The sequence below is a fragment of the Pseudoalteromonas aurantia genome (genome assembly GCF_005886875.1).
Lineage (GTDB): Bacteria > Pseudomonadota > Gammaproteobacteria > Enterobacterales > Alteromonadaceae > Pseudoalteromonas > Pseudoalteromonas aurantia_A.
On sequence record NZ_PNBY01000125.1, the window covers coordinates 1 to 7,292 of the forward strand.

Here is a 7,292-nt window from a genome sequence, read left to right on the forward strand (position 1 = left end):
AATAGTGTCATCAAATAGTGTCATCAAATAGTGTCATCAAATAGTGTCATCAAATAGTGCCATCACATAGTTTTATAGCGCAATGTCATGGATTAGTTTCATTGCTCATCTGTAGTCGTCGTTCATCAATAAAATGAAGAAGCCTTGGTATTTTAGTTACTCTACGTCTGTACTAGTATTTTTATTATTGTTATTTTCTATACTGTTATCAATTAATATTTAGAGGTTTTTAATTATAATAATTGTGTCTAATTTTTTGTTTTTGTTGTTTTTTTTGTTTCTTTACTCAGTTTGACTATGTTTTTTTATCCAGACAAACTGGTGGGGTGATTAAGGATCATATTGAAAATAACAAAACTATAGGGGCGTGATTATGAAAAGGTATGACGTTATAGAAAATCAATTTGAAACAATAAATTTTGATAAGTTAAAGGAATTAATGGCTGAGTTTGAAGCTGTTACAACTAGGAAAGAGTTAACATCTATTTTGAAAGATGAAGCTCTCAATCGTGGTTACAACGTGCTAGGGGTTTTGGACTACAACCCACTTTCTTCATCTATGTATAAGTTAAGTTCTTTTGGTGAACTTGAAAAAGAGCTAATTACAGCGCTAGATTGTGACACTAGTTACCAACATTGTAAAAGTGGTTTAAGAATCAGACCATTAGGGCAAATTATTGAATATATCAATATTGAGTGTGGGTTATATTTATTACCACTGCGCGGTGTCGATGGAATTGTAGGAGGGTTAATTTTTGATATTCCTGAAACAGTGGAGACATTTGGTAATGTAGAGTTAATTGATTGGTATTGGACAATTCTTTCCCCTTACTTGCTAAATGCAGCAATGCGGTGTAGAGAGAATAAAATAAATATAACCAAAAGAGAAAAGGACTGCTTAAAGTGGGCGTGTGAAGGAAAAACATCGTGGGAAATCAGTCAAATATTGGGTATTTCTGAAAGAACAGTTAACTTTCACTTATCAAATTGTATTGTAAAAACAGACAGTGCAAACAGGCAGCAAGCAATTGTTAAGTGTATTGTGAAGAACTTAATATGACTATATCCCTTATTTTTTGCAGCTCTTCGGTATTCGTTGATTACAGAATGCGTGTTAATTATTTTGGTTCAAAGGTCTGTGAACTTGTGATGGTATCGTTGGCTTTTTTCAATGACAGGTGATTGACAATAAGATGAATTTATTTTTTTTATGGGCGCTTAGAGTCAGGTGTTATCAACAATACTGTTTATCGCCCTTTAAAGTAAATTGAGCTCAGGCGTTCTTGATTTTTCTGTGCATCAAGTTGGTGAAAATAATAGGGATCAAAGATAAATGTCGATCTAGTACCCTAAGGGGCCTTGTTTCCTAAATAATTGAACGTCTTTCGTTTGGCGTGTTCAGATCATAAAATGCCTTAACCCATGCTTTGAAATGAAGAAGAAAATTAGAAATTGGTCACAGTATAATCGTGCTTTAGTTTAAAGCGGTAACATCAATATTTGGTTAAGTAATAGTGCCATATCAAAGTGGTAGAATACCGAAAAACACGGTGGCTGTGGTCGTTCAAATCACTATTCTGATTTAGCAATAGAAACGTATTAAATTAACTTTAAGCGCTGTATTTCATTTACTACTATGAACCTTAGAAGGGTTTGTAAGTTCTTTACTTACCATGATGGATACCTCATTACATTCTCATGCCATATAATTTGAGCATTTTTAACAATTATTATTGAACTTTTGGACAATGATACTGAAAGCTAAAAGTACTTTCCTTAGAGAGTACCAAGGAGCGGCCTTCACGCTCGCAGAATACAGCTTTGTTCTGGATATCTGCTGGCTTCAGTCATCTAAAATGACGGGATGTTTTTTAGTGACAGTGATCATAACGCGACCTAAGCTGACATAAATCGATGTCTGATCACGCAACATAACATGGTTTCTGAGAAGTCGTTCAATGTGTTTAATATCATGTTTTTCAATTGTTTTTGACTTCAAATTACGACCGATAGAAGTCAATGTTTATTACTCTCAGCGCAGAGCATATTGTGCAAAATAGTAAACGCATTCATCGTGTTTAGAACGGTTGTATTTTAATTCAATAAAACTTTGCCATATCAGGTAGAATATTAAATAAATCACTTTAATGTAATACGGAACCTACTTACGATGTCATTAAATACAGTTATTCTTGCAGCGGGTAAAGGTACTCGTATGCGTTCCAACCTTCCAAAAGTGCTTCATCCAATAGCTGGAAAGCCAATGGTCCAGCATGTTATTGATAACGCAGTTGCACTGGGTGCTAGGGCAACCAATCTGGTGTTTGGTCATGGTGGTGAGCAATTGAAAAAAGCTTTGGCTAATAATGATGTAAATTGGGTACTGCAAGAAGAGCAACTAGGTACGGGCCATGCTGTCGCCGTTACTACATCCCACATAAAAGATGATGACACGGTGCTTATTTTATATGGCGATGTACCATTGACTAAGCGTTCTACATTGGAGCGTCTACTCTCAGTAACCCCAGCGCAAGGTTTGGCGGTATTAACCGTCGATTTAGTTAACCCACATGGTTACGGCCGAATGTTACGAGAAAATGGTCAATTAGTAGGTATTGTCGAGCAAAAAGATGCTTCTGCTGATCAATTACGTATCACAGAAATCAACACCGGGATTATGGCTGCCAATGGTAAGTTGTTAAAACGATGGTTGGTAAATCTATCGAATGATAATGCTCAAGGTGAATATTATCTCACCGATATTGTTGCGATGGCACATAAAGATGGTGTTGAGATAACATCAGCTCAACCTGATGATCCCATGGAAGTCGAAGGGGCAAATAATCGTGTGCAACTTGCTGCATTGGAGCGTGCATTTCAAGCCTGGCAAGCTGAGACGTTAATGCTAAATGGGGCGACCCTTGCTGATCCTTCACGAGTTGATGTACGTGGAAGCGTTACAACAGGTCAAGATGTACATATTGATATCAATGTTATTTTCGAAGGCAATGTCACATTAGGTAACAACGTTGTTATTGGCCCTAATTGTGTTTTAAAAGATTGCACTATCGATGATGGAGTCGTAGTCAAAGCGAATACGATGATTGAGCAGGCTCAAGTTGCAAGTGGGTGCACATTGGGGCCGTTTGCACGTTTACGACCTGGTGCGGTTATGGAAGAGGACTCTCATGTCGGTAATTTTGTTGAAATGAAAAAAACGCGCCTAGGCAAAGGCTCTAAGGCGAATCACTTGACTTACTTAGGGGACACTGAGGTTGGGGAAAAAGTGAACATAGGTGCGGGGACTATCACCTGCAACTATGATGGCGTCAATAAGTCACAGACCGTGATTGGCGATAATGCATTTATTGGCTCTAACTCTTCTCTTGTCGCGCCTGTAACTATAGGAAAAGGTGCGACAGTAGGTGCTGGGTCTGTGATCACTGCGCGTGTTGATAATGAACAGTTAGCCGTTGCACGTAGCAAGCAAAGAAACCTATCAGGTTGGCAGCGGCCAGTAAAAAAGGCTTAATTATCATCATCTTAATGAAGAGGGGTCCCCTCTTCATTACATACTCGTCAAGTTTGTTCCTTTCTTATATGCAAAGTGGTACATTAATATAAGTTAATCAAAAATTAACAATAACAACAATTAAAAGGCCAGCAGTAGATTTATGGAAAATCTGTTTCGTAAAGAAGTCATGGAAAACAAGCGGCACCGGCTTGAAGGTGCCGTATCATTGGTGCAGCCTCCGGTATTCAAAACACTCACATTACTAATAGTCGTGGTCGTTGCAGTTAGCTTATGCTTTTTATCGATTGGTAAATATACACGTAAAGAACGTGTTTCAGGCGTGATAGAGCCTAACACAGGTTTACTAAAATTAAAGGCATCTCAAACTGGAGTTATCTCTGAAATATTGATTAAAGAAGGAGAGTATGTAGCCAAGGGAGACCCTATTTTACGTATTGCGTCTGCAAAACACAGTAAGCATGCAGTTGAATTAAATCAAGCGTTACTCAATCAATACAGCTTTCAGTTGACTAGCTTAGAGCAGCAGATTGAGCAACAAAAGCGTCAAGATTTATTAGATAAAGCTGAACTTACTCAACAAAAGCAGTCGGCGTTAGCCCGATTAAATGAATTAGACTCTCAAGCTAGTACGTTTTCTCAACGTTTAAAACTAAATGAGCAGATGGTCACTCAAATCAGTACATTGAAAGGTACGGGTTATATTTCAGAGTTGGAGCTACAGCGGCAAAAAGATACACTTCTATCACTGCAACAGCAATCTTCGAGTATAAAGTCAGAGCGATTGACACTGCAAAGTCAAATAGAGCAGTTAGAAAATCAACTTATCAAACTCCCTTTAGAGCAAAGCAGCCGTTTATCGCAGCTATTGTCACAACAAGCAGGTTTACAAATCCAGCTTTCTTCAATTGAGCAACAACGCTTAGGTGAGCTACGTTCTCCGAAATCCGGCATTGTGAGTGGTCTGTTAGCTAAAGTAGGAAAAAATGTGAGCGAAGGGCAAAACTTGCTGTCTGTATTGCCAGAAAATAGCGAAATGCAAGCGGTTATTTTTGTGCCTACTTCAGCATTCGGTTTTGTAAATGAAGGTCAGCAAACGCGGTTGCGTTACCATGCTTTTCCGTATGAAAAGTTTGGTGTATACGATGGAAAAATCAGTGAAGTGAGCAACAGTGTTATTTTACCAGAGGAAACAAATACGCCAGGTATTATTTCGGAGCCTGCTTATCGTGTCGTGGTGACGTTGGATGATCAACATGTTAGAGCATATGGAAAAGCCTCGGCATTGCGCCCAGGGATGATGCTAGATGCGGATGTTATTATTGAAGAGCGTTCTTTATTACGCTGGTTATTCGATCCGGTATTTAGTATTCAAGGTCAGCTATAAGCTGTAGACAATAATTAGAATAAAGGCGGCTTATTATGCAAGTTGAAGATGAAGCTCCAGTAGCAAAGCTACAGTTTTGGTCAAGGAAATCACTCCCTATAATCTTACAATCTGAGGCTGCGGAGTGCGGCTTGGCAAGTTTGGCTATGGTTGCGGCATACCATGGTTATCACAGCGATCTTATCTCGTTACGGCAAAAATTTAGCATTTCTATGGAAGGCGCAACGCTTCTCGATATTATGCAATTTGCAGAGAAGTTGGAATTAACTTCAAGGCCATTGCGTATTGAGCTTGAAGATCTCGATGCACTGCAAACCCCGTGTATTTTGCATTGGGACATGAACCACTTTGTGGTCCTCAAAAAAGCGAATGAAAAACGCATTGTCATTCATGACCCCGCCGCTGGCGAAAAAACGTTTACCTTAAAAGAAGCATCAAACCATTTTACTGGAATTGCATTAGAGCTAACCCCGACTAAGAGTTTTGAAAAAAAAGAAGCATCACCAACCCTGAAATTTTCTGACTTTTGGAGCCGGATCACAGGGTTAAAACGTTCGCTATTTTTAATTTTTGCACTATCAATGCTATTACAAGTATTTACCCTTGCTACGCCTTACTATATTCAGTTGGTAATAGATGATGTGGTACTAACAGGTGATACCTCTTTACTCACTGTGTTGGCTGTTGGGTTCTTTTTAGTCATGGTCTTTGAAATTGGTACTAATGTGTTACGAGGTTTTACTCTGCTGCATTTTGGTAATCAGATGAATATTCAGTTAGGTGCCAATCTCTTTCATCATTTAGTTCGTTTGCCATTGTCGTATTTTGAAACGCGTCATATGGGGGATGTGGTTTCTCGATTTGGGTCATTGCAACAGGTAAAGCAATTACTGACCACTGGGGTTATTGAAGCGATTATTGATGGCTTAATGGCAATCATTACACTGGCAATGATCTTTTTTTATAGTCCAACGCTCTCGGTTGTCGTACTTGTTGCTGTTATCGCTTATGCGTTAGTAAGGATCGCGATGTATAAACCATTTCGCACCATCAGTGAACAAGAAATCATGGCGCGAGCTGAAGAAAACTCAAACTTTATGGAGACTGTTCGAGGCATTCAGACCATAAAACTGTTTGGTTCTGAAGTTAAACGTGAAGGGCAGTGGCAGAATCGTTATGCCAACGCCATTAATCAAGATATTCGCTTAGGTAACTTTCAAATTGGCTACGATGCAATTAATCGAGCTTTATTTGGCATCGAAAATATCGTGGTGGTGTACTTAGCTGCACACTTGGTGATCCAAGGGGGGTTCAGTACCGGAATGCTCTTTGCGTTTATGGCTTATAAACGCCAGTTTATGGATAAAACAGCAAATCTAATTGAAAAACTTATTGAGTTTAAAATGCTTGGTTTGCATTTTGATCGTATTGCTGATATTGCCCTGACTGATAAAGAAGAGTTGCAGCCTGATAAGACGAAGAGCCATAAAATTGAGGGGGGCATTGAATTAAAAGGAATTAGCTTTGCGTATTCGGATGCGACGCCAAATGTGCTTAATAATCTTAATTTGACTATCCAAGCGGGGGAGTCTGTGGCAATTACAGGCCCGTCAGGGTGTGGTAAATCAACACTTTTAAAAATTATGCTTGGCTTGAACCAAGCAAAAAGTGGTGAGGTGTTAATTGATGGTGTGGCACTAGATAAAATTGGTGCGCGTCAATATCGACAACAAATTGCCGCGGTTATGCAAGATGATGAGTTATTGTCTGGCTCTGTTGCTGATAATATCGCTTTTTTTGATACTCCGATAGATATGGAACGCGTGGTTTATTGTGCGGATTTGGCCGCAATACATGATGATATTAGTGCTATGCCGATGGGGTATGATAGTTTAATTGGTGATATGGGCTCTAGTTTATCTGGAGGTCAAAAGCAACGTATAATTTTAGCTAGGGCTTTATATAAAGAACCTAAAATTTTGTTTATGGATGAAGCTACCAGTCATTTAGATACCACACTAGAATCTGATATTAATGAAGCGGTATCGCGTTTAAAAATAACACGCGTCATTATTGCACACAGGAAAGAAACCATCGCATCTGCTGATAGGGAAGTTAAACTGCAAAAATATAAAGTGGAACAAGCCGAAGAAGTATAATTACATTTTTATTTTGTGATGTTTTAATTGGGTTTATTAATGGTATATTCATGATTAATGAATTTTTATATGTAAATATTTTCTGGTTAAAGTTAAGGTTTTTCTATTCAAGGTGGCGCCTGATTTCATATAATAAGTGCGACACTCATAGAAAGGTATAGAAGAGGAAGCCAACTGCTGAAAGTGGTACGCTCTTCTCGCCAAAGAAACAAGC

Annotated in this window: 4 protein-coding genes; all 4 read left to right on the top strand. The window is 38.6% G+C overall.

From position 1 onward, the window contains the following. Positions 1-373: 373 nt before the first annotated feature. The 4 genes from CWC18_RS21790 (at position 374) to CWC18_RS18935 (ending at position 7,078) form a co-directional block, all read left to right on the top strand. Positions 374-1,060 carry a helix-turn-helix transcriptional regulator gene (locus CWC18_RS21790; RefSeq protein WP_138591540.1) on the top strand — a complete coding sequence of 229 codons (687 nt, stop codon included), beginning with the start codon at positions 374-376 and terminating at the stop codon, positions 1,058-1,060. 1,110 nt (positions 1,061-2,170) lie between these two features. After that, positions 2,171-3,532 carry a bifunctional UDP-N-acetylglucosamine diphosphorylase/glucosamine-1-phosphate N-acetyltransferase GlmU gene (gene glmU, locus CWC18_RS18925; protein ID WP_138675878.1) on the top strand — a complete coding sequence of 454 codons (1,362 nt, stop codon included), beginning with the start codon at positions 2,171-2,173 and terminating at the stop codon, positions 3,530-3,532. 142 nt (positions 3,533-3,674) lie between these two features. Beyond that, a complete protein-coding gene (locus CWC18_RS18930; protein ID WP_138591542.1) occupies positions 3,675-4,919 on the top strand; it encodes an HlyD family secretion protein in 1,245 nt (414 codons plus the stop codon). 35 nt (positions 4,920-4,954) lie between these two features. Beyond that, positions 4,955-7,078: a peptidase domain-containing ABC transporter gene (locus CWC18_RS18935; protein ID WP_138675879.1), complete on the top strand. Its 2,124-nt coding sequence runs from the start codon at positions 4,955-4,957 to the stop codon at positions 7,076-7,078. Positions 7,079-7,292: the final 214 nt, after the last annotated feature.

Bases quoted from the DNA above. Each gene is read 5' to 3' on its own strand.
- CWC18_RS21790 (WP_138591540.1), top strand. From the start codon at position 374: ATGAAAAGGTATGACGTTATAGAAAATCAATTTGAAACAATAAATTTT.
- CWC18_RS18930 (WP_138591542.1), top strand. From the start codon at position 3,675: ATGGAAAATCTGTTTCGTAAAGAAGTCATGGAAAACAAGCGGCACCGG.
- CWC18_RS18935 (WP_138675879.1), top strand. From the start codon at position 4,955: ATGCAAGTTGAAGATGAAGCTCCAGTAGCAAAGCTACAGTTTTGGTCA.
- glmU (WP_138675878.1), top strand. From the start codon at position 2,171: ATGTCATTAAATACAGTTATTCTTGCAGCGGGTAAAGGTACTCGTATG.